At 66.3% G+C, this 21,524-nt stretch carries 19 protein-coding genes; 10 read left to right on the forward strand and 9 right to left on the reverse strand.

Annotated features, from left to right (window positions below; genetic code table 11):
- Positions 1-45: 45 nt before the first annotated feature.
- From AC07O0_RS01345 to AC07O0_RS01355, 3 genes are read left to right on the forward strand one after another with little or no spacing between them, the layout of a single operon-like run.
- Positions 46-732, forward strand: coding sequence for a DUF2848 domain-containing protein (locus AC07O0_RS01345; protein WP_494619404.1), 687 nt, complete (start codon positions 46-48; stop codon positions 730-732).
- Positions 733-734: 2 nt separating this feature from the next.
- Positions 735-2,090 carry an amidase gene (locus AC07O0_RS01350; RefSeq protein ID WP_494619406.1) on the forward strand — a complete coding sequence of 452 codons (1,356 nt, stop codon included), beginning with the start codon at positions 735-737 and terminating at the stop codon, positions 2,088-2,090.
- Between the two features lie 4 nt (positions 2,091-2,094).
- Entirely contained in the window at positions 2,095-2,889 is a 795-nt protein-coding gene (locus AC07O0_RS01355; protein ID WP_494619407.1) for a putative hydro-lyase, read from the forward strand.
- Between the two features lie 75 nt (positions 2,890-2,964).
- Here the strand turns inward: AC07O0_RS01355 and AC07O0_RS01360 are convergent, their stop codons facing one another.
- On the reverse strand, positions 2,965-3,753 hold the full coding sequence (locus AC07O0_RS01360; RefSeq protein WP_494619409.1) for an AraC family transcriptional regulator: 789 nt from the start codon (positions 3,751-3,753) through the stop codon (positions 2,965-2,967).
- A gap of 118 nt (positions 3,754-3,871) precedes the next feature.
- On the opposite strand from AC07O0_RS01360, the gene AC07O0_RS01365 reads away from it, so the two are divergent.
- The 4 genes from AC07O0_RS01365 to AC07O0_RS01380 are packed head-to-tail and all read left to right on the forward strand — an operon-like array spanning position 3,872 to position 8,577.
- Positions 3,872-5,191: a tetratricopeptide repeat protein gene (locus tag AC07O0_RS01365; RefSeq protein ID WP_494619410.1), complete on the forward strand. Its 1,320-nt coding sequence runs from the start codon at positions 3,872-3,874 to the stop codon at positions 5,189-5,191.
- A 5-nt stretch (positions 5,192-5,196) separates the two neighbouring features.
- The gene (locus AC07O0_RS01370) at positions 5,197-6,402 is read left to right on the forward strand and encodes an MFS transporter (RefSeq protein ID WP_494620632.1); all 1,206 of its coding nucleotides are present in this window, start codon (positions 5,197-5,199) and stop codon (positions 6,400-6,402) included.
- Between the two features lie 4 nt (positions 6,403-6,406).
- Positions 6,407-7,555 carry a flavin monoamine oxidase family protein gene (locus tag AC07O0_RS01375; RefSeq protein WP_494619412.1) on the forward strand — a complete coding sequence of 383 codons (1,149 nt, stop codon included), beginning with the start codon at positions 6,407-6,409 and terminating at the stop codon, positions 7,553-7,555.
- 5 nt (positions 7,556-7,560) lie between these two features.
- Entirely contained in the window at positions 7,561-8,577 is a 1,017-nt protein-coding gene (locus AC07O0_RS01380) for a zinc-binding dehydrogenase (RefSeq protein WP_494619413.1), read from the forward strand.
- Between the two features lie 125 nt (positions 8,578-8,702).
- On the opposite strand, the gene AC07O0_RS01385 is transcribed toward AC07O0_RS01380, so the two are convergent.
- Positions 8,703-8,876, reverse strand: coding sequence for a hypothetical protein (locus tag AC07O0_RS01385; RefSeq protein ID WP_494619415.1), 174 nt, complete (start codon positions 8,874-8,876; stop codon positions 8,703-8,705).
- Between the two features lie 143 nt (positions 8,877-9,019).
- Positions 9,020-9,934 carry a 4'-phosphopantetheinyl transferase family protein gene (locus tag AC07O0_RS01390; RefSeq protein ID WP_494619416.1) on the reverse strand — a complete coding sequence of 305 codons (915 nt, stop codon included), beginning with the start codon at positions 9,932-9,934 and terminating at the stop codon, positions 9,020-9,022.
- A 492-nt stretch (positions 9,935-10,426) separates the two neighbouring features.
- Here AC07O0_RS01390 and AC07O0_RS01395 point away from each other — a divergent pair, with 492 nt between their 5' ends.
- Positions 10,427-13,006: a valine--tRNA ligase gene (locus tag AC07O0_RS01395; protein ID WP_494619418.1), complete on the forward strand. Its 2,580-nt coding sequence runs from the start codon at positions 10,427-10,429 to the stop codon at positions 13,004-13,006.
- Positions 13,007-13,056: 50 nt separating this feature from the next.
- Here the strand turns inward: AC07O0_RS01395 and AC07O0_RS01400 are convergent, their stop codons facing one another.
- The 6 genes from AC07O0_RS01400 to AC07O0_RS01425 all read right to left on the reverse strand — a co-directional run bounded on the left by AC07O0_RS01400 (position 13,057) and on the right by AC07O0_RS01425 (position 19,995).
- Positions 13,057-14,301 carry an MFS transporter gene (locus tag AC07O0_RS01400; RefSeq protein WP_494619420.1) on the reverse strand — a complete coding sequence of 415 codons (1,245 nt, stop codon included), beginning with the start codon at positions 14,299-14,301 and terminating at the stop codon, positions 13,057-13,059.
- Between the two features lie 66 nt (positions 14,302-14,367).
- Positions 14,368-15,081 (reverse strand): gamma-glutamylcyclotransferase, encoded by a 714-nt coding sequence (locus AC07O0_RS01405; protein ID WP_494619421.1) that lies wholly within the window; start codon positions 15,079-15,081, stop codon positions 14,368-14,370.
- Positions 15,078-15,371, reverse strand: coding sequence for a DUF1330 domain-containing protein (locus tag AC07O0_RS01410; protein ID WP_494619422.1), 294 nt, complete (start codon positions 15,369-15,371; stop codon positions 15,078-15,080). Before AC07O0_RS01410 ends, AC07O0_RS01405 begins: the two co-directional genes overlap by 4 nt.
- 57 nt (positions 15,372-15,428) lie before the next feature.
- Positions 15,429-16,745, reverse strand: a complete 1,317-nt coding sequence (locus AC07O0_RS01415) for an NAD(P)/FAD-dependent oxidoreductase (protein WP_494619423.1) — start codon at positions 16,743-16,745, stop codon at positions 15,429-15,431.
- Positions 16,746-16,785: 40 nt separating this feature from the next.
- A complete protein-coding gene (locus AC07O0_RS01420) occupies positions 16,786-17,514 on the reverse strand; it encodes an SDR family oxidoreductase (protein ID WP_494619425.1) in 729 nt (242 codons plus the stop codon).
- 42 nt (positions 17,515-17,556) lie between these two features.
- The gene (locus AC07O0_RS01425; protein ID WP_494619426.1) at positions 17,557-19,995 is read right to left on the reverse strand and encodes a non-ribosomal peptide synthetase; all 2,439 of its coding nucleotides are present in this window, start codon (positions 19,993-19,995) and stop codon (positions 17,557-17,559) included.
- Between the two features lie 300 nt (positions 19,996-20,295).
- Here AC07O0_RS01425 and AC07O0_RS01430 point away from each other — a divergent pair, with 300 nt between their 5' ends.
- Entirely contained in the window at positions 20,296-21,135 is an 840-nt protein-coding gene (locus tag AC07O0_RS01430) for an alpha/beta fold hydrolase (RefSeq protein ID WP_494619427.1), read from the forward strand.
- A complete protein-coding gene (locus AC07O0_RS01435) occupies positions 21,132-21,491 on the forward strand; it encodes an NIPSNAP family protein (protein ID WP_494619428.1) in 360 nt (119 codons plus the stop codon). Before AC07O0_RS01430 ends, AC07O0_RS01435 begins: the two co-directional genes overlap by 4 nt.
- Positions 21,492-21,524 lie beyond the last annotated feature (33 nt).

The raw sequence follows: 21,524 nt of genomic DNA on the forward strand, positions 1-21,524 counted from the left end.
GCGGCGCATCACCTTCCCCATTTTCCGTAAAATCTGCAGGACGTCATGGAACTGAACTTCACCGTCGAGGGCGGCGCTGCTACGCAGCCGCTCAAGGTCGAACTCGCCCAACTGGTCGTCGCCGGCTGGGCCGGGCGCGACCGCGCCGCGATCGAGCATCATATCGAGGAACTCGCCGCCATCGGCGTGCCGCGGCCGAGCACCGTGCCGCTCTACTACCGCGTCGCCGAGAGCCTGGCGACGCAGGCCGAGCGTATCCAAGTGCTCGGCACCGAGAGCTCCGGCGAGGTCGAGACCTTCGTCTTCAGCGCCGGCGGCGAGATGTATGTCAGCCTCGCCTCCGACCACACCGACCGCAAGCTCGAGACGATCGGCGTCGCGATCTCCAAGCAGATCTGCGCCAAGCCGCTGGCGCGCAAGGCCTGGCGTTTCGCCGAGGTCGCCGGGCATTGGGACGAGATGATCATCCGCTCCCATATCGAGGAGGACGGCGCGCGGGTGCTCTACCAGGAGGGCCCGCTGGCCAGCCTCCGCCCGCCGCTGGAGCTGATCGCCGGCTTCACCGGCGGCGCCGCGCTCCTGCCGGATGGAACCGGGATGATCTGCGGCACGGTCGGTGCGATCGGTGGTATCCGGCCGGCCCCGTCCTTCGCCATGGAGCTGTTCGACCCCGTGCTCGGCCGCAGCATCGAGCACAGCTACCGGATCGTCTCGCTGCCGGAGGTCGCCTGATCATGAGCCGGACGCTGACGGAACTGCGCGATGATCTCGTCGCTGGGCGCGCGACCTCCGTCGCCCTGACGGAAGAGGCTCTGGCGCGCGCGCAGGCGAGCGATGGTGAAGGCGCCCGCGTCTTCATCAGGCTCTATGCCGAACGCGCGCTCGAGGCGGCGCAGGCCTCCGACGCGCTGCGGCAGGCCGGCTTCGCGCGCTCAGCCGTCGAGGGCCTGCCGATCTCGATCAAGGACCTGTTCGACGTCGCCGGCGACATCACCATGGCCGGCAGCGTCGCTCTCGATGATGCGCCGCCGGCCGGGGCCAATGCGCCGGTGGTCGAGCGCCTCGTCGCCGCCGGCGCGATCATCGTCGGCCGCACCAACATGACCGAGTTCGCCTTCTCGGGCCTCGGTCTCAACCCGCATTACGGCACGCCGCTGAATCCGTTCGACCGGGCTGCCAAGCGCATTCCGGGCGGTTCGTCCTCGGGCGCGGCCGTCTCGGTCAGCGATGGCATGGCCGCGGCGGCGATCGGTACGGACACCGGCGGCTCGGTCCGGATTCCCGCCGCGTTGTGCGGCCTCACCGGCTTCAAGCCGACCGCACGGCGCGTGCCGCGCGACGGGGCCTTGCCGCTCTCGACCAGCCTCGATTCGATCGGGCCGATCGGGCGCAGCGTCGCCTGCTGCGCGATGCTCGACGCCATCCTCTCCGGAACCGGCGAGAACCTGCTCGGCGAAGCGGGCCTAGCCGGCCTGCGGCTCGCCGTGCCGAAGACCATCGCGCTCGACGGCATGGACGTGGGTGTCGCGGCCAGCGTCGAAGCTGCGCTCGGTACTCTGTCGCGCGCCGGGGCACAGATCAGCGAGATCGCTATCCCCGAATTCGCGCAGCTCGGCGCGATCAACGCCAAGGGCGGGCTTGCGGCGGCGGAAGCCTGGCACTGGCATCGCGAGCTGATCCAGCGCGCCGGCGATCGCTACGATCCGCGGGTGCGGGTGCGTATCCTGCGGGGCCGCGAGATTTCGGCCGCCGACTATATCGACGTGCTGGCGGCGCGCACCGCCTGGATCGATGCGGTCGAGGCCCGGATCGCGCCCTTCGACGCCCTGGTCATGCCGACCGTGCCGGTCATCGCGCCCCGCATCGACGAGCTCGCGGACGACGCTGCCTTCGGCGCCACCAACCTGCTGATCCTGCGCAATTCGACCTTCATCAACTTCCTCGACGGCTGCGCGGTGAGCCTGCCCTGCCATCGTCCCGGCGAAGCTCCGGTCGGGCTGATGCTCGCCGGTGCCGCAGGCCGCGACCGCGCGATCCTGTCGATCGGGCAGGCCGTTGAACGGGCGCTGGGCGCGGCAAACGGGAACTGAACTCATGGACCTAAACCTGCCCATGCTCGATCCCTACGAGGCGCGCCTGGCTGCTCGCTCGGGGGCCCTCGATGCGCCGACCGCGAATGTCGCGCCCGGCTTCGTCCAGGCCAATCTGGCGATACTGCCGCGCGAGCTCGCCTTCGAGTTCCTGCTTTTTTGCCAGCGCAATCCGAAGCCCTGCCCGCTGATCGGGGTGTCCGAGATCGGCGATCCGATGCTGCCGGCGCTCGGGCGCGAACTCGACATTCGCAGTGACCTGCCGCGCTACCGGGTTTGGCAGGATGGCGAACTGGTGGCCGAGCCGACCGACATCCGCGACTACTGGCGCGACGATCTCGTCAGCTTCCTGATCGGCTGCTCCTTCTCCTTCGAGGAGGCGATGCTCGCCGCCGGGCTGCCGGTGCGTCATATCGAGCAGGGCAGCAACGTGCCGATGTACCGCACGTCGATTCCGACCACACCAGCCGGCCGTTTCTCCGGCCCGCTCGTCGTCTCGATGCGCCCGCTGACGCCGGCCGACGCGATCCGCGCGGTCCAGGTCACCGGCCGGTTCCCCTCGGTCCATGGCGCGCCGGTCCATCTCGGCGACCCAGCCGCCATCGGCATCAAGGACGTCATGGCGCCCGACTATGGCGATCCCGTCGAGATCAGGCCGGGCGAGATACCGGTGTTCTGGGCATGCGGCGTCACACCACAGGCCGTGATCGCCAAGACCCGCCCCGGGTTCTGCATCACCCACGCGCCGGGCTACATGCTCGTCACTGATATTCGCAACGGCACGCTCGCGACGGGCTAAACTACCGCTCGCTCAATCGGCAGCGCGCCAACACCAGACATTGGCTGCCTGCCAATAAGCGGACGTTATTGATCCTCACGCTTTTCCAGTCTTGTCACGCGCAAAGGCATGCGGGCTTATCCCCATTTCTTCCCGAAACGCGAAAATGAAGGCCGAGGCCGAATTGTAGCCGAGGTCGAGCGCCACGGCCGTGACTGAGGCTCCTCCGTTGAGGAGCTCAATCGCCCGGAACACCCTCATCCGACGGCGCCATGATCGCAGTGGCGTTCCGACTTCGGCTTCGAAGCGGCGGGTTAATGTCCTGCTGGACAGACCGAGCTGATTTGCCCAGGCCTCGGCGTCCCGGCCATCCGCGGGATCCTGGAACAGGGCCTCGCAGAGTTGCAGCAGTGCCGGACTGCGCGGCCACGCCAAAGCGGCCTGGAGGCGCGGGGCCCGGCGCAGCTGATCCAGGATCAGGGCCACGACGCGGGCGCGGTAGTCCTCCGGCTCTCGCTTGGTTTCCAGCTCCGCAGCTTCAACAATGAGGGCTTTCAAAAGCGGCGTGACCGAGATGACGGCGGGCTCAGCCGGCAAACCCCTCCCAGCGGAATCAGCGATCCAAAGGCTACGGAACTGGGCTCCAAGCAGCGACCCCACCCGATGCGTTACACCGGGCGGGAGCCATGCCGCCTGTTCGGGAGAGGTGATGAAGGTTTGGTCCGCGGTCGAGATCGTCAGCACGCCCTGCACTGCGTAGACGAGTTGATGCCAGTCGTGGCGGTGGTCCGGAAACTCATGTCGAGGCGGGATGACCTGCGAGCGCATCGTCAGCGGCCCGGGAGGAAGTGCGTCGGAAGGTGCGGTGATGATCGACCAAGCCATGGCGGCAATTGTCCGATAATCGATGCCGTTTGGCAAAGCGTCGAAAGAAGGCCAGGCCCGGTTCTGCTAAGTCGATGGCACGGCAGAGCAGTTGCGCCGCTTAATCAGGATCAGGATCATGGCCAACCTCGACAGTCGCGGCCTCTACATCTCCACCAACTCCGACGAGGCCGCACGCCTTTATCGGGAAGGCGTCGACCTGTTGATCTCGGCCTGGCCCGGCGCCGTCGAGACGTTGCAGGCCGCTATCGCCGCCGATCCGGAGTTCGCCTTGGCGCACGCCGAGCTCGCCCGTGCCAACGCCATCCGCGTCAAGCCGACCGAGGCGAAGGCCTGCATCGTCAAAGCTTCGGAGCTGGTTGCCCGGAACGGGACGCCGCGCGAGCGAAACCATGTCGCCGTGCTTGAGCTCGCCGTTACCGGCCAGTCCACAAAGGCGCTGCCGGCGGCGCTCGATCACATCGAGAACTGGCCGCGCGACGTCATCATCTTCTCCCTGCCGCTCGGGGCTTTCGGCCTACTGGCCTTCTCCGGCATGGCCAATCACGACCAGGCTCGCGTCGACCTTTGCGAGCGGCACGCGGACCAGTTCGTACCTGACGACTGGTGGTTCCTGACCTACCGCGGGTGGTCGCATGCCGAGAACAAGAACGTGAAGCTCGGGCGCGACCTAGCGCAACGCGGCTTCGATCTTCGGCCCGCCAACGCCAACGCGGCGCATGCGCTCTCGCACGCCATGTTCGAGGACGGTGCCGGCGACGAGGCCGAGCGGCTGGTGGGCCGATGGCTGCCGACTTACGACCGTTCCGGAATCCTGCACGGCCACATCGCGTGGCACGAGGCGCTATCCGCCCTAGAACGAGGCGATCCGGAGCGGGCGGTCGCCGTTTACGAACGGCACGTCCAGCCCTCCGTCTCGCAGGGCACGCCGATCAACATCATGACCGACACCGTGTCCCTCGCATGGCGCCTGCAGGCCTACGGCCATCAGGTCCCGGCCGGGATGTGGGAAACGGCAAGAGAGTATGCCGCCGCCAGGTTCGCCAAGCCGGGCTTCGCCTTCGCGGACGCCCATCTCGGCTTGCTGGCCGCCGCAGTCGGTGACAAGGCGGCAGTCGAGGAGCGCGTCGCCGCGCTGACGACGCTCATCGAGCAGGGAACGATGGCGGCGGGACCGATCGTGCCGGCCATATGCCGCGCCGCACTGGCCTTCGTCGAAGGCGACTACGCGTCCTGCGCCAAGATCCTGGAGCCGATGGCGAAGGACGTCGCCCGGATCGGCGGAAGCGGCGCCCAGCGCGAGGTCATCGAAGACACGTTGCTGGTCGCGCTGATGCGGGGCGGCGAGACCGTCAAGGCCAAGGCGCTCCTCGACCAGCGCCTGCATCGCCGGCCTTCGCCTCGCGATTCCCTTTGGAAAAGCCAGGTGGCGGCATGACGACGATGACGACGGCAGCGGTCGCTCCGACCGACGACACGCGGCAGGAACACAGCAATATCCTGAGGTTTGCTATCTGCCAGGCCTTGGCCGGCGCCAATTCGACGGTCGTCTACGCGACGGGCGCGGTCGTCGGCGACATGCTGGCCCCGAGCAAGGCGCTTGCGACGATGCCGATCTCGATCTTCGTCGTCGGCATGGCCTTGTGCACGCTGCCCGCGGGCGCCATCGCGCAACGGCATGGCCGCCGAGCCGCCTTCATGCTCGGTACCGGCTGCGGCGTGCTGGCCGGGCTGCTCGGGGCCCTGGCCGTCTACTACGCCGTGTTCTGGCTCTTCTGCGCGGCGACCTTCTTCGGTGGCGCCTATGCGGCGGTGGTTCTGTCCTTCCGCTTCGCAGCGGCCGACTGCGCCGTTCCGGCCCGCCGCCCACGTGCGCTTTCGGCCGTCATGGCCGGCGGCGTCTTCGCGGGCGTGATCGGGCCGCAACTGGTCACGCACACGATGAACCTGTGGGCGCCGCACCTCTTCACGGCGACATATATCGGACAGGCCGCCGTCGCGGCGATCTCCGCCCTGATCCTGCTCGGCGTGAAGCTCCCCATGCCGAGCGCGACCGAGCGCTCCGGCGGCCGTCCGCTTGCCGTCATCGTCCGCCAGCCGCGTTTCGTACTCGCGGTCATCTGCGGCGTGGTCTCGTACCTGCTCATGAACTTCCTGATGACGGCCGCGCCGTTGGCCATGAAGTTCTGCGGCCTATCCCAGGAGTCGGCCAACCTCGGCCTGCAATGGCACGTCATCGCCATGTACGGCCCGAGCTTCTGGACCGGACGGCTGATCACGCGCTTCGGATCGGCCAAGGTCGTCGGGGCTGGCCTATTCCTGACGGGAGCCTCCTCCGCGGTGGGATTGCTCGGGGTCGATGTCGCGCATTTCTGGGCGACGCTCGTCCTGCTCGGCGTCGGCTGGAACTTCGGCTTCGTCGGCGCCTCGGCCATGGTGCTCGAATACCATCGTCCGGAGGAGAAGGCCCGCGTCCAGTCCTTCAACGACTTCGCCGTCTTCGGCACCATGGCGGTCGGCTCGTTCCTATCGGGCGGCCTCCTTTCGAGCTTCGGCTGGGACGCCGTGCTCTGGCTTTCCTTCGCGCCGCTCCTTATCGCCGTCACGGCGCTCGGGATTGGTCGCAGGACGGCCGCCCGACCGGCCTGACGGAATGCGTGCGTCTCCCTCGAACAAGGTCGTCATCGTAGGCGGCGGTCTTGCCGGTCTAGTCGTGGCGCGCCGTCTTCATCGCGCGGGCATGGAGTTCCAGCTGATCGAGGCGAGGGACCGCTTCGGTGGTCGCATCCTGACCGCGGGTCGTGACGGCGAACCGTCCATCGACGGGTTCGATCTCGGTCCGTCGTGGTTCTGGCCGGAGATGCGGCCCGCCTTCACCGGTTTGATCGAAGAGCTGGGCGTTACGCACTTCCGTCAGCACGAGGACGGCGACGTCGTCGTTCAATCGCGGCACGAGGCATCGCCCCGGCGATATCCCGGCGGTAACATCCCGCTGTCCTCGTCGGCGCGCCTCGCCGGCGGGACCGGCGCCCTGATATCCGCGCTGGTCGCCGGGCTTCCAGTCGATTGCCTGCGAACGGGCACCACCGTGCACCGCATCCTGCATGCTGGCGGAACCTGCGTGCTGCAGTGCGCCGGCTCATCCGGCGCTCCGACCGTCATCGAGGGCCGCGTCGTGGTCCTCGCCATGCCGCCGCGGCTGATCGCTCGTTCGGTCGCGTTCGACCCGCCGCTGGAAAAATCAACCACCTCGAGTTGGGTCCGAACGCCGACCTGGATGGCGCCTCACGCGAAGTTCTTCGCGATCTACGACCGGCCTTTCTGGCGCGACATGGGACTTTCTGGGGCAGGACGCAGCATGATCGGGCCCCTCGTCGAGATTTACGATGCGACGACCGCCTCGGGGCAGGCGGCCTTGTTCGGGTTCGTAGGCGTGCCGGGCACCCGACGAGCCGAAGCCGGTGAGGTTGCGGTGACCGCGGCCTGCGTGGACCAGCTCGCGGCGATGTACGGCCCCTTGGCCGGCAGCCCCATCGCGACGCTCTACAAGGATTGGGCTGCGGACCCGCTCACGGCGACGTTCGAGGATCTCGAAGCCGCCGGACATCCCTCCGGCTTCCGATCCGCTCGCGTCCCCGGTGCGTGGGCGCGCCGACTCCTGATGGCCGGCAGCGAGACCAGCAGCGCTGAGCCCGGATACCTCGCAGGCGCCGTCGACGCCGCCGAACGCGCCGTCTCCGAGCTCCTGTTGCTCGGGGCTGGCGCCGTCGATTCCGTCCCAGCCGAATTGTCCAGGAGCTGAGCATCATGCGTTCTCATCGCGCCGTCGTCGTCACCGCTCCCGGGCAGCTTGAGTTGATCGAGCGCGAGACTCCCGTGCCCCGCGCGGGCGAGGTCCTGATCGCCGTCGAGGCCTGCGGGCTCTGCGGCGCCGACGCGAACGATGTCGAGCGTAGCGAAGGGCCTTGGCCTCGCGTTCCGGGGCATGAGGTCGTGGGGCGGATCGTCGCCGTTGGCGAGTGCGTCCCGCGGGGCTGGCGCGAGGGTCGGCGCGTGGGTGTAGGTCGTCTCGGCGGACACTGCAACGAATGCGCCCGGTGCCGGCAGGGCAAGTTCCAGCTTTGCCGACAGCAGCATTTCGTCGGTTCGACCTGCGACGGCGGCTACGCCGAGATGATGATTGCCCGCGCGACCGGCCTCGTTGCGATCCCCGACGAGCTCGGCTCCGAGGAGGCCGCCCCGATCCTCTGCGCCGGCATCGCCACGTTCAACGCGCTCAAGAAGAGCGGTGCCGAGGTAGGCGACACGGTGGCTGTCCTAGGCATCGGCGGGCTCGGCCATATGGCGATCCAATATGCTCGCCGGATGGGTTTCCGCGTCGTGGCCATCGGTAGGGGAACCGACATCGCGGCGGACGCCATCGCGCTCGGCGCGCACCGCTACGTCGACACGCAGGTCGAGGACGCCGCCAAGGCTCTAGCGGGCATGGAAGGTGCCAAAGCCATCGTCGCGACCGTGGGAGCGGGCGACGCCGTCTCGCCACTGCTCTCGGGCCTCGCTCCTGAGGGCAGGCTCATCATGCTCGGGACGGGCAAGGACCCGCTGACCGTCTCCGCGGGCATGCTGGTCAGCGGCGAACGCAGCATCCAGGGTTCGATCACCGGAACGCCTTACGAGAACGAGCGCACGCTGGATTTCAGCGTCCTCTCGGAAGTGCGGCCATGGATCGAGACGATGCCGCTCGGGCAGGCCGTGGACGCCTATCGCCGAATGAGATCGGGCGACGCGAAGTTCCGGATGGTCCTAACCATGGACAGGGAATGAGACTGACGACGTCGGCCGGGCGACCGCCACGTCGAAGCAGGCGGCCAGCGTAGGCACTGCCGAGGCTGCGGAGTTAGATGGCCGGAAAGCAGACGCTCCAGACGTCAGCTCGGGGCCAAGGACTGTCACCATGGATTGCAGGCATGGGTCTCGTCATGGGCGGTCGCGACGAAACGCTCGGCATGGAAGCGCTTGCCGATCAATTGCCCGGCCATGTCGACCATGGCGACGATCACGGTGTCGATCTCCCCGGCCGTCACTGCGGTCTTCAGGGCCTCGAAGGAGAAGGCGTCCGGCATCGAGGCTCCGTAAGGGCTGGAGTGATGGGCGGGTGTCGGGCAAGTAAGAGAACCCGCCCGAGCCTATTCCTGCAACTGCCTTGCCATGCGCTTCGAGCGGCGCGAGAGCAGGTTCGCGACCAGGAGCAGCAGGATCGACAGTTTCAGTCGGGATATCGGTCCGGCGGGCTATCTGATTGTCCGTTTGGGGCAAGCGTGACGACCCTGGGCTTCCCCGAGGGAGGAACTGCGGCGTTGAGAATGTCGCCGCCGGATTCCCTTCGCCCTTCCCGCGTTGCCGACGAAACGCATCGCGAAGCCTCCCGCTCATCCGCAGATGGATTGTCGGCGGCGCCCGGGAGCTCCTCGGGGCAAGAGGGCACGGTCCAGCGGAAGAGTACCTTCCCTTCGCCTGGAACATCCGAGACAGCCAAAGCGAGGCGATGCTCCGGTGCGATATGGTGGCGCAGAAACAGCCAGCGGGCAGGATCGTCCGGGCATTCGGCCGTGAAGGTAATCCGGGGTTCCGGCCCCGCCAGATCGAAGGCGAAACCGTCGAGCGGCAACGCGAGGCCCATGCCACGGGCTTTGATGTAGGCCTCCTTCAAGGTCCAGAGTGCGAAGAACAGCTCATGGCGTTCCTGTGGGGGAGCCGCAGCGACAGCCTCCGCCTCGGAAGGAGAGAAACTGGAACGGGCGAGCAACTCCGTCCGCACGCGCCGCGAGATCCGTTCCACGTCCACGCCCACCTCACCGCCATGCGACACGGCGCAGGCGACGAGCCCGTCTGTATGGGACAGGTTGAAGGACAGGCCGAGCCCCGTCTGCCCCGCGACCGAAGGCCGGCCGTAGGCGTTCGGCTCGAAGCGCCAGGCCGAGGGCGAGACCGAAGCGTAACGGGACAGGGTGGTGCGCACGAGTGCGCGGCCGACGAGATATTGGAGCGCTGCATCCTTCGCCTTGAAGCGACGGTGCCGCTCCAGTTCAGCCGGATCGAGAAGTGTCCGGTAAGCTGCGAGGTGCGGCTCGATGGAGTCGTCGAGCCGTGTGAGCCAGACGTCGACGCAGCCGCGGTCCAAGGACTGAACGGTATCTGGAGACGGAACGCAGGTGAGCAGGGCACGGACCTCCTCGCACGCTGGATTCTGCCCCGGGCGTCTGCCCCCCGGACCACGCTCCATCACGACGCGGGACAGATGAGCCGTCAAGTAGGGGCGAACCGAGCATCGGCGGAGCTGGTGAAGACCCCCGCTCTCCCCCGCCCACGGCCGGACAACGCTCATACATGGAATCGAGTATCAGCGGCCAAAAACTGCGAGAACAACGGCAGCCACCATCGCCTGATACAGAATGTACAGCTGACCTAGACTGCGGCGGTGAAAGAGAGCCTCGCCGAACTTCAGCGCACTCGATTACGAGCCTGCCGGATATCTGTGCGCCTTTAATGTTCAGAGGCCGAAGGACAGCTTACGGTAGACGGCGCCCCCTGATATGCTACTTCTGAGAGCGGACGCTCCCGGGTTCGCCTCACCCGTGCGCGATTGATATTGGCTGGCTCAAGGACCTGAAGGATGCTTGCGGACAAGTATGATTTCGAGATCACGCAGGAAGAATGCAAATTATTTTGGGCCAGAAATCCGATCTATTCTTGGAACTTCCAAGAAGGAAAAGAGAATTCATTTATCATCGACACGCCACCACCCACCGTTTCGGGCTATCTGCACATGGGGCATGTTTACAGCTACACGCAGACCGACTTGATCGCGCGCTACATGCGCATGTCCGGCAGGAACGTCTTTTATCCCATAGGCTTCGACGACAACGGCCTGCCCACGGAGCGCCTGGTCGAGACGAAGCGCGGCATCCGCGCCGTCGACATGTCACGAGAGGAATTTACGCGCGTCTGTCACGAGGTCGTCGAGGCGGCCGAGACGGATTTTCGCAACCTTTTCGATGCGATCGGGCTCAGCGTCGACTGGAGCCAAGAATACAGGACGATCAGTCCGTCGAGCGTGAAGATCTCCCAGATGTCCGCGCTCGATCTCTTCCGGAAGGACCAACTCTACCGGCAGCTGCAGCCAACGCTCTGGGATCCGGTTGACCGCACGGCGCTGGCCCAGGCGGAGATCGTTGACAAGGAGCAAGCTGGGGTCATGTGGGACATCGCCTTTGCCCTGGACGGCGGAGGCGAGGTGGTGATCGGCACCACGAGGCCAGAGCTTCTCGGAGCCTGCTGCGCCCTCTTCGTCCATCCCGAGCATCCGGAGGCCGGCCGGCTCCTGGGGCGCTCGGCGATCTCCCCGCTGTTTGGGGTGCCTGTTCCCGTGCTCGCCGACGAGCGTGCCGACCCGGAGAAGGGGTCGGGTGTCGTGATGTGCTGCACATTCGGAGATTCCACCGATATCGAATGGTGGCGGGATCACAGGCTTCCGACCCGGGTGATCCTCGACAAGCTCGGCCGCCTCACCGGCCTCGCGCGGATCGGTTCCGGGGACTGGCCGTCTGTGGATCCGGCGAGCGCCCAGACGGCAGCCGCAGCGCTGGAGGGTCTCAAGGTCAAGAACGCCCGCGAACTGATCGTCGGGATGTTGCAGGACCGGGGCGTTGTCCGCGGCCACACCGAGGTCAACCGAGTCGTTCCCACCGCCGAGCGCTCCGGGGCTCCGCTGGAGATCCTGGTCACGCCGCAATGGTTCGTGAAGGTCCTGGACAAGAAGGATGCCCTCCTGCGGCGCGGGAGCGAGATCAACTGGCATCCATCGTACATGCAGGTGCGGTACGAGCGGTGGGTGGAGAACCTCAAATGGGACTGGTGCGTTAGCCGCCAACGCTATTTCGGAGTCCCCTTCCCGTTCTGGTATTCCAAGCGGCCGGGCGAGGAGGGAAGGATCCTGGTCGCTCACGTGGATGACCTGCCGGTCAATCCTCTGGTGGATCTGCCCCGCGGCTATGCCGCCGATGAGGTCGAGCCGGATCCGGACGTGATGGACACGTGGGCGACGAGTTCCGTCTCGCCTCAGATCAACGGTGGCGGCATCTCGCAGGATCTAGCGGTCGATTTGGAGCGCTACCGCAAGCTCTTCCCCGCGACCCTCCGCCCGCAAGCCCACGAGATCATTCGTACCTGGGCGTTCTACACGATCTTGAAGTCCCACTTGCACGACGGGGCGGCTCCCTGGAAGGACATCGCGATCAGCGGCTGGTGCCTGGCACAGGATCGCTCGAAGATGTCGAAATCCAAGGGGAACGTTATCGTTCCCGAGGCGCTGCTGAAGCAGTACGGGGCCGACGCGGTGCGCTACTGGACCGCGACCTCGCGCCTGGGCCTCGATACCGCGCTCTCGGAGGACGTTCTCAAGGTGGGCAAGCGGCTCACCACCAAGATCTGGAACCTGTCTCGCTTCATCGCCCAGCAGCTGCAAGCCCTGGAGGGCTCTCCGACGACGCCCAAGCACGACGTGGAGGCGGGAATCGTCACCGAGACGCTCGACATCTGGATCCTGAGCCGATTGGCCGAGACCGTGAGGACCGCGACGGGACTCTATGAGAAGTACGAATACGCAGATGCGCTCCATGCCGTGGAGACCTTCTTCTGGAGAGATCTCTGCGACAACTATGTCGAGATGGTGAAGGGGCGCGTCTACGGTGACGTCGGCACGGCGCTGGGGCGGCGTTCGGCGCGGTACACCCTCTGGCACTGCCTTGATACTGTCCTGCGCCTGTTCGCTCCCACGCTGCCCTTCATCACCGAAACGATCTACCGCGACGTCTTCGTGAACGGCCTCCCGGCCGAAACCGGAGAGGAAGCCTCCATCCATCGCCGTGGCAACTGGCCAGATCCGGAGGTGCAGGTGTTTGACCTCCGCGCCCATGACGCCGGCACCGATAGCGTCAGCGTGCTTGCGGCCATTCGCAAGGCCAAGTCGGACCGCCAGCTGTCCATCAAGGCGCCGATCAGGCACCTGAGCATCGCTCTTGGGACGAACGCTCCCACCACGGCAATGGCGGCGATCGAGGAGACCCGTGAGGATCTGATGGCTGCTGCCGTCGTGCTGAACCTGTCCTGGTCAGACGCGGTTGGCGAGCCCCTGATCGCCGGCGCGGGCGAGAAGTACCTGTTGGGGCTGGAATTCGCCACCTCGGCGGGATAGCGAGGCGCCCGATCGGCCGAGGCGTGCGGGGCGCCTGCCCCGCACAGTGTTCACTGTCTTCCGATGCCCGAGGCACCGAGGACGGCACCATATTTGCGGTGTCTTATGCGTTGCGCCAGAAGCGCGAGGCAGAGGATGAGCGCTGCGGTCAGGTAAGGACCCGCGCCCAGCACCGGGCCGAGAATCGCGAACAGGAAGGCTCCCCCGATCTGCCCGCTGCGGTAAGCCAGGGAATAGATGCTCATCACCCGTCCCAGATACTCCTTGTCCGCATACTTGTAGATCGCGGCCTGGGCCGAGATCGAGTTCATCGTCACGAGCGCCCCGGTGGCAATCATCAGGACCATCGGGACCGCTTGGTAGGGCGATAGAACTGCGACAAGGAGAACAGCCGGCACGAGAACCAGGGTCAGGTCGAGGGTCCGCTCCGAGGCCGTCGGCGAGCCGGCGAGCGCGATCATCAACGCTCCGCCGCAAAGGGCTCCCCCGCCCAGGGCCGAGAGCAGCGCGGCCACGTCCCCGACCGACCCGCCACGCAAGTAGCTTGCGAAAAGGGGCGCGACCTCGAGGACGAACCGCCCGAACAGAGACACGGCGAGGAACGACCCAAGAGCGAAGAGCACCCCCCAGTTTCCCGCCGTATAGGCCAAGCCCTCGCGGATGCCCCCGCGATTTTGGCCTTGAGCTCGGTCCGCCGCGGGGCGCCCGGGCGAGGCCGGGCGGACCGCCCGAACGTCGCGATGGATCGCGGCGAGGAACAGAAGGTGAAGGGCCGCGGCCGCGGCCAGCGTTTCGGCGGCTCCGATCCGGGCAAGACCGACGCTCGCGACCGCCGGTCCGGCGAGAACGGCGAAGCTCCCGAGGAAAGCCAGGATCGAGGTCGCGCGCGGGAGAGCTCCGGCGTCGACGATGCTGGGCAGAAATGCTTGCGAGGCCGGGAGGTAGAGGGCCGCGACGACGCCCCTGACCGCATAGAGGAGCAGGACCACCGCGAGCGGAGCGTCGGCGGCCACGGCGGCAGCGAGGAGAAGGCCTTGAACGAGCGCCACGGCCTGCGAGCGGACGAGGATGGGTGCGCTGCCAACGCGATCAATGAAGGCTCCGGTCACGGGCAGGAGCGCCAAGGCCAGGATCAGCTCCCCCGCCGCCAGACTGGCGACCCAAAGACCCGATCCCGTTCCCTCCCAGACCAGCCAGCCGATGACCAGCTTCTGCACCCAGCTTGCTGTGAGGAAGCAGAACACCCCGAAGCAGTAGTTGGCGACGCGGGAGTTGACGAGGGAGGCCGTGCTCATATGGACAGGTCCTGCTGGGCCGGAAGACGAGGGATACGGCTCTACGGCGTGTGGGCCGTATCCGAGTTATGGGCGCTCGGTGCCGCGCCGGGTCAGCCTCGACACGAGCCCGTCCCGGCAGCCGAATGCAGCAAGGGACCGGGCCAGATTTTCCAGGTAGGCGGCGCAACTGCCCAGCCGGCCCGACGCCCGGCCGATCCTCTCAGCCACAGCGACCTCGCCCAAGCCGTGCTCGTAGCCGGGAGAGGACGGGTCAGCCACAAAGGTCAGAACGGAGTTGAGTAATCGCCCGTCAGTTCCGTGCAGCGCCACCCACACTGGCCGGTAATCCCCCGTGATCATCTCGCGGGTCCAGACGCCCAGGAGATCCTCGATTTCCCGCTCTGCTCTCAGGCGGAGCGCCACGCCCATGCAGCTGCCGCCCGGCTCAAGCCCGAGCAGCAGGCCGGGAAACTCGGGTGTCCCTCTGGCGGCGGTTGTCCGAATGCAGAAGGCACGGCGCCAGCCATAGACACGGCCGACCCGGGTCTCCGCCGGCTCGAAGACCGGATTCCACATCAAGGAGCCGTAGGCGAACAACCACAGCGGCCCGCATCGCTCGGGCCTGGCCGCGAGGAGGCGATCAAGCGATCGCTTCAGCTCGTCGGTGCGCCTGACGGCCGAGCCGGGGTCGGCCGCCCTGACGAGGGCGTGCAGCCCCCCGTCGCTCAGAAGATCGCGAGTGAGGACGACGGTCCCCTCGGCAGGCTCCTCCGGGCTCGCAGAAGAGGCTTCCCTCATGCAGGCGAGGCCTCGAACAGAACGAGGTTCGCCTTGGAGCTCGATTGCCGAAGCGGAACGATGCTCTGATATTCGGCCGACTCGTACCAGGCTTTGGCCTGAGCGAGGCTCGGGAACTCGATGAGGACCATTCGTCCGCTCTCCGCCTCCCCCTCAAGTTGCTCGCGCTCCCCGTTTCGGAACACGAAACGGCCGCCGAACTTCTGGATCGTTGGAGGGTTGCGCTCCATGTACTGCTTGTAGGTTTCAGGATCGTCGACGATGACCCGGGCGAGAAGGTAGGCGGCCATTTTCTGTATCCTCTCGTTGTGCGGCTTGCCGCGTTGAACCGAGGGTGCGCGGACTGCTTATTCAGGCCCGTGAGCACGCATGGCCTGCTTGACCTGCCGGCGCGCGATGAACCGCATGATCGGGCCGGGTGGCAGGCGGGATGGGTGGGGAAGCTGGAGCAGATCCTCCAAGAGCGGCGAGTCTGCGCCGACGATGTGGTCGGCGAGGAGTTTGCCCATCAGGCTGCCCTTCGACACCGGGGACTGGTCAGTGGGCACCACCGCGTAAACCCCCTCCTCCAGCCGTCCGAAGATGGCGCCCTGATTACCCGTGAATCCCAGGATCCCGCCCCAGGTGCCGACAAAGGGAATGTTTTCCAGCGCTGGCCAGCGGCGTGCGATTGCCTGCCGCTGGGTCAGCTCTGCGTCCCGAATATGCTGGGGCGTGAGCTTCCCGTTCCCCGGCGGCACGTCGAGGCGCGCTCTGATCATCAAACGATTATCGCGGGTGAGGCGCACGGAGCTGCCGCCCGGGGTCGCGGACAGGATGCCGAATTCATCCTTGAGACCGTTGGCCTGAAGCTCGGCCGAAGTAAGCGGGCGCGTGAGGCTGGCATAGACGGCGAAGCCGAAGAGCCGCCCGCGCATGTAACCGAACTGGGGGATGAAGGTTGCGTTTGCCAGGACGACGTTCCCCGCACTTACGGTGCCCTGGTCGCATTCCAAAGCGAAACGGCCACCTTCGCGACCGAAGCGACGGACAGGGGAATGTTCGTGCACGGTGACATTGGCCGGCAGCGTGGCCGCGAGCCCGCGGCAGAGCGCGGCCGGCTGGACCAGCGCAGAGTTCGCGACCCGGACTCCGCTCGTGTAGAAGTCGGTTCCGGAGATCGCCGAAAGCGTTTTGGTGCTCACCTCCTGGTGAGGGAGCCCTAGCCGGCGGAAGGAGGCGATCTTCTGCTCGACCCCCCGGTCACCGCCGTCCCGCGTGCCGACATAGATCCGGCCCCAGTCGCTCCAATCGCACTGGATCTGATGCTCCCTGACCAGCTGCCTGAGGTACTCCACCCCGTGAGACCAGAGCTGCACCCGGCGCAGAGCCATCTCGGGACTCTCGAAAGAGACATGCAGGGTATGGTCGACCACGAAACCGGCGTTGCGGCCGGATGTGCCGTAACCGACCGCATCGGCTTCCAGGACGGCCACGGACGCGTCTGGCAGGTGCTCCGCCAGCTGCCGCGCGGCGGCAAGGCCACAGACCCCGGCCCCGATCACCGCCCAGTCCACCGAGATGTCCCGCTCGACGGGTGGCCTGGCGGTCACCTCGCCCAGCGTCCCAAACCAGGCGTTCGTACCCATCGCTTCAGGAAAGGATCTGATCGTTCTGCGCTTCATCGGAAATATCCCGCTTCGACAAGGGTGACCGGCGGCCGGCTCAGCTCCTGAGCCACCCGCCATCGCAGGCGATTGTTTGGCCGGTGATGTAGGCGGCCCGATCGGAGGCCATGAAGGCCACCAGGGAGGCGAACTCCTCCGCAGTGCCGAAACGCCCGGCCGGGATGCTCACCTGGGCGATGTCATCCATCGACAGGTGCTTCAGCCGGTCCGTGCTCATGAAGCCCGGAAGCAGCGCGTTCACCGTCACGCCACGGCCCGCGCACTCGTCGCTCAGGGATTTTACAAGACCGTGGAGTCCCGCCCGCAGCGAACTCGAGATCGTCACGCCGGAGACCACCTGCTTGGCGGCAACCGACGTCACCCAGAGGATTCGGCCTGAGCCGCGCTCGAGCATGGCAGGGAGCAGGAGCCGCAAGAGCTCGATCGGAACGGCCCATAGCCGCGTGAAGTTGAGACTCCAGTGGTCGGCAGGGGTGGCGAGGAACGAAGCCGATTCAGGCCCTCCGCAATTCAGGACCAGAATGTCCGGCACGCCGACGGCGGCGCGGCACTCCTGCGCGAGGGCTCCGACGCGCTCGAGGCTGTCGAGGTCGGCCACGATCGGATGCGCCCCCATCTGCGCGCCAGCGGCCTCGATCCGCTCCTGGTTCGACGAGCAGATGGCCGTCCGGACGCCCTCCCTGCAGAGGGTTTCGGCGATCGCCCGGCCCAATCCCTTCGATGCCGCCAGGACGAGCGAGGATTTTCCTGCGAGCCCCAATTCCATTTCGACGTCCTGTACATGGTGGAGTTGGTGGAGACGGTTGGTTCAGACGGGGACCGGCGCATCGAGCGCTCGTTCCCCATGGCGTGCGGCGATCGCATCGCTGATCTCGGCGACGGTCGTGAGCGTCACGAGATCGGTCAGGGACAAGTCGACCCCGAACTCGTCGTAGATCCGCTCGGCCATCTCGAGGAGCATCATCGAGTGCCCGCCGAGGGCGATGTAGCTGTCGGTGATCGCGACGGCGTCGACCCGCAGCATGCTCTTCCAGATCTGGATCAGGCGATCGTCCAGCGGGTTGCGCGGGCCCGCTGCCACGGCGGCTGTGTTCCCGGCGTCCTGCCCCAGGGTAGCGAGGGCGGCCTTGTCGACCTTGCCCGTCGGGCCAAGCGGAAACGAGCTCAGCTGAATCAAGCGGCGAGGCACCATGTATTCGGGCATACGCGCCGCCAGGGCCTCGCGGAGTCTGGAAGGATCCGCCGTACCGTCCGACACGAAATAGGCGTCGAGGGCGGTGTATCCGCTCACCCGGTCTCCTTCCGGCACCACCTCCGCCTGGACCACCCCCTGGCACGCGGTCACGTGCGCTCGGATCTCGTCCAGTTCGATCCGGTACCCCCTCAGCTTGATCTGGTTGTCGAAGCGTCCCAGGAACTCGATCTCGTAACGGCCATTCCAGCGCGCCATGTCCCCGGTCACATAGGCCGGCGCCATGTCGCCGCTGTTCTCGTCAGGCATGGTGAAGAAGCGTCTGGCTGTGAGGTCCGGCCGATTGAGATAACCGGCGCCGACCCCGGCCCCTCCCACGATCAGAAGGCCGCGCGCGCCGACCGGGAGGGGCCGCAGGGTCCCGTCGACAATCCAGGCGGTCGAGTTGGCCACCGGGCGGCCAATCGGCAGCCGGTCCGGCGGATTGGGAGGAACCAGCAGGAAGGTCGAGATTGTGGTGTTCTCTGTCGGACCGTAGCCGTGCACGAAGGTCAGGTCGGGACACGCGGCCCTGATGCGGCGCACGGCATCCGGAGAGGTGACTTCCCCGCCGTAGAGAACGTAGCGCAGTGGCGCAAAGGCCGCTGGGTTCAGGGAGGCAAGATGAGTGAGCAGGGCGCTCGTGATCACGATCGCCGTGATCCCGTGCTCCCGCACGAACGCCTCGAACCTGGCAGCGTCCAGGAGCATCTCCTTGGGCACATGCACGATCGGCACGCCATTGAGCAGTCCGCCCCAGATCTCGAACGTCGCAGCATCGAAGCTCTGCGTTGACAGCGCGCCGATCCTGTCGCCGGGCTCCCAACTCACATAGTTCGATCCGCAACTGAGGCGCAGCACGTTCCGATCCGTGACGAGTACGCCCTTCGGCTTGCCCGTCGAACCCGATGTGTACATCGCGTAGGCGATGCTGGAGGCGGCGCGCGCGACCGGCTCGAAGGCCTCGGCCTCGCCCACATTGACGCCGTCGATGTACGGGATGTCCCCCGCGAGATGCGGAGCCTGGTCGAGCACAATAGCGCAACACGACTGCGCGTCGTCCAGGATCTCCCGGATCCGTTCGGGGGGCGCCAGAGAGGATACCGGGAGGTAGAATCCGCCGGCCATCAGGATGCCGAGATACGCGATCGGCGCCTCGATGCTTCGCTCGGCCACGACGCCGACCGGGCGGCCTCGGACGTCGAACCGGCTGGACAGATGGCCCGCGAGCCGCCGAGCGGCTCGATCAACCTCATCCCAGGTCCAGGTCCGGGCTCCATCCGTCAGCGCAATTTGCGATCCCCAAGCCTCAACGGCTCGCCGAAAGACGGTGACCAGATCCTCGTCCGCGGGATATTCCGCTTCGGTCCGATTGACTTCCAGGAGGCGGGCTTTCTGGTCGGCGGGCACGAGATCGACTTCGCCGAAGGTCAGATGCGGAGCGCGCAGAAGCTGATCGCCCATGTGCCTCAGCGTTTCGTGGAACCAGGTGATCCAGACCTGCAGGCCCTGGGCAGCCACTCCAGTGACCGTGTAGGTGAGGCGACCTGCCTCGGCTGTGAACACGAACGCGATCTGCTCCTCGTCTTGCTCCAGAAGCGCCAGCCGATGTGCCACCGGCCTGCCCCGGCCGAACCCGGCTGAGTCCAGCTCCGTCCGAACATCGAAAACCGCCGATTGGAACGACAGGTCGCGTCCGAAACTCATGCGGACCCTCGTCGCCCTTCCGTCGACCGATACCTCCATGTCGATGTCCGACTGTCCCGAGAAGACGGAAAGAGCAAAGCCGACAATCAAAGTGAGTTCCGCAGTCGCGCATCGGGATCCCGCCCCGGCCTCTGCGGAAAGACCGGGATCGTCCCACAGCGTGAGCTCCCGATGGTGGTTGGGCATGCCGGACGCGGTGAACGCTCCGCAGGATCTCAGATAGGAATTGACGGACTCGGCTTCGATGTTCCGAAAGACGCTCGCAAGCTCTTCATGAGTGTCTTCGTTGAGATAAGAGCTTTTCATCATAGTTATGAACATCCTCACACATCGATGCATTCAATGCATCGGCATATAATAATGCCAATGTTCATTGAATTATCTGCGGCTCAGAAGGAGATTGACTTTATATCTACTTCTTGTCCATGATCACTCACATGGTTTTCAGGTTATTATTTGAATTGCAAGGCAGATATCTACCTTTTCATCCGGTGAGAACCGGATAGGTGGCGTTGAGCGTTCAGGTCGGGCTCGCGCCCGGGCCGTCTCGCCCGCGCCGGCCCTCTCCTGCATCGCTACCTTCGCCGCCCTTCTTGCTCGGGAGCCTTCATGTTCAAGCGGTTGTCGTCGGGCCGAGATCTGACCTGGTTCGCGCTGCCGGGCGTCGGCGCCTTCACGTCGTCCTTCGCTCGGCTTGCGAAGCCGCTGGAGGAGATCGGGGTGACGCTCATGGCGGCCGAGCTGATCGAACTGTTCGCGCCGCCCGGCGGCGCCCGGAGTTTGGCCGAGGTGGCCACCGAGCTCGACGGTGCGGTGGAGGCGCTGGCCCCCGGGCGGCCCACCGTCTTGCTGGGCCACTCGTTCGGAGGGCGGCTGGCCTTCGAGATGGGTCGCTTGCGCCATGCCCGGGGCGCTTCCACGGCAGTCGTCATGCTCGACGCGCTCCCGGCCGACCTCGCGCCTCCCACTCATCTCGCGGAGGGCGGACCGACGGAGCAGTGGGTGCTGCGATGGTTCCTGTCGACCCTGCCCTTCCCAGTGGACCTGCCAGCCGAGGGGGCCACCTTCGAAGAGTTGACCGAGTTCGCGGTAACGCGGCGCATCGTGAGCCGAAATCAGGTCACGCGCCTGGTCGAGGCGATGCGCCGGCAGATCCGAGCCCATCACGCCTACCGCCCGCCGCAGCCCCCACCCGAGGGCTTCGAGGTTCATGTCGTCCTGGCCGAAGCAGGGTGGCTCGCCCGTCAAGCCCCCACGTCCCTGGCCGAGCTGATGTGCCGTTACGCGGCGGGCTGGCGCTTCGCGAGCCTCCCCGGAGATCACTTCTCAATCCTCCAGGAAGGCAGCCGAATCGCCCGCATTTGCGAGGAGGCGGTCATGACGAATGCCTGCGGCCCGCCCGCCGGCATGGCCAGAAAGCATCGATCCAGCCAAGGGAGTTCCAGATGATTCAGCAGCTGCGCATTTACGATCTCGTCGAGCACAACAAGGCCGCGTTCATGGCCCGCTTCCAGGATCACGCATCGCGCATCATGCGCCGGTACGGCTTCGAAATGACGGGATGCTGGGAGCACCGGGCCGAGGAGCGGACCCAGTTCATCTACCTGTTGTCCTGGCCGGACGAAGGAACGATGCGGGCAGCCTGGCAGGCCTTTATCCACGACAAGGAGTGGCTGGAGATCAAGAAGAGCACCGCGGAACGGTTCGGAGACCTTGTCACCGCCATCGAGGATCGGGCCTTGACGCCGGTCGATCTTGCCGGCGGCGCCTCCCGCACCGGCCGGGCGGCAGCAGCGGAGGGCTGAGGATCGCCCTGCACGCTCGGCGGCTCCGGAAAG

This window comes from Allobosea sp. GW821-FHT10B12 (assembly GCF_059415545.1).